We start from the raw sequence: 1297 nt of genomic DNA, 5'->3' as shown, positions 1-1297 counted from the left end.
TGAGCTGCTGCGGGGATTTCGGACAGCGGAATTAGTGGATTCTTCTACGCTGCCAGGGCTGACTGTTGATAACCATAGTGGACTTCGTTAGGACGCCGGTAACCGAGAGCGGAGTGCCGACGCCGGCTGTTGTAAAACCCCTCGATGTAGCGAATGACGTCGCTGCGAGCTTGTGATTTGGTCGCATAAACGGTCCGGTAGACGCGCTCGTTCTTGAGCATCGAGAAGAACGATTCCGCCATGCTGTTGTCCCAGCACACGCCCGTGCGTCCCATCGACGAGCGCATGCCCAGGCTAGTCACCAAGGCCCTGAAATCGGTCGAGGTGTAGACACTGCCCCGATCGGAGTGCCAGATCGCGTCAGGCTCGATCTGGCTCGTTGCGGCGGCGTTCTTGAGAGCGTCGGCGACGAGCTCGGTGCGCATGTGATCGGCGATGGACCAGCCGACGACTTTCTTGGAGTAGCAGTCGATGACGGTGGCCAGGTAGATGAACCCTTGCCAGGTGTGGATGTAGGTGATGTCGCCGACGAACTTCACCCCGGGGCGGTCGGCGGTGAAGTCCCGTTTGACGAGGTCGGGCATGCTCGCGGCGGCCTCAGCGTCAGCGGCGGTGGTGATGCGGAATGGGCGCGGCTGACAGGCCACCAGGCCCTGGTGGCGCATGATCTGCCGTACCAGCTCGGGTGAGCACTCGGTCTTTTCCGCGGCGAGGTCGGCGTGGATGCGCCGGTACCCGTAGGTGCCCTCGGACTCCTCGAAGAAGTATTGGACCCGGGCTATCAGGGTCTCCCGGCGGGCCGCGGTGGCCGATTGCGGACGCGTGGCCCAGTGATAGAAACCGGACGTCGAGACGGTCAACCACAGGCACATTTTCACCACCGAATTCAGGTTGGCGGGCTCTGATTTTTGGGAATCGATGAATTCATACTTGCTCACTACCGCTGCTCCCGGGCGAAGTAAGCGCTGGCTTTTTTCAAGAAAGCGGTCTCCGCCCGCAGCTCCTGAACTTCACGCTCGAGCTCTTTCAGCCGGGCCCGTTCCGACACCGTCAGATCCGCCTCCGTGCCGCCGTTGGCCTCGCGGTACTTGATCAACCAGTTGCGCAGAGTCTCCGGGCCGACGCCGTATGCGGTGGCCACGTCCTTGATTGGTTTGGATGTGTTGATCACCTCGCGGCACAGCTCGTCCTTGAACTCCTGGGTAAATTTCCGACGTGATGCGGTCATGCTGATCTCTACTTTCAGTAGTCCCTCATTTTAAGAGGGCCCACTGTCCGAGAACTCCGCGGCAGGTCA

The 1297-nt window shown here is 60.8% G+C and carries 1 protein-coding gene; it reads right to left on the bottom strand.

Annotated features, from left to right (window positions below):
- Positions 1–44: 44 nt before the first annotated feature.
- Positions 45–1228, bottom strand: a protein-coding gene (locus E3T42_RS02540; protein WP_134366157.1) for an IS3 family transposase whose coding sequence is annotated in 2 segments (ribosomal slippage) — positions 45–967 and positions 967–1228 — 1185 coding nt in all. Because the reading frame shifts where the segments join, the coding sequence is not laid out codon by codon here.
- Positions 1229–1297 lie beyond the last annotated feature (69 nt).

Origin of the sequence: Cryobacterium sp. TMT4-10, assembly GCF_004403275.1 — a bacterium.
Classification (GTDB): Bacteria; Actinomycetota; Actinomycetes; order Actinomycetales; family Microbacteriaceae; genus Cryobacterium; species Cryobacterium shii.
The sequence above is the reverse complement of the archived record's forward strand: the minus strand, read 5'-3'. Positions and strand labels throughout refer to the sequence as shown.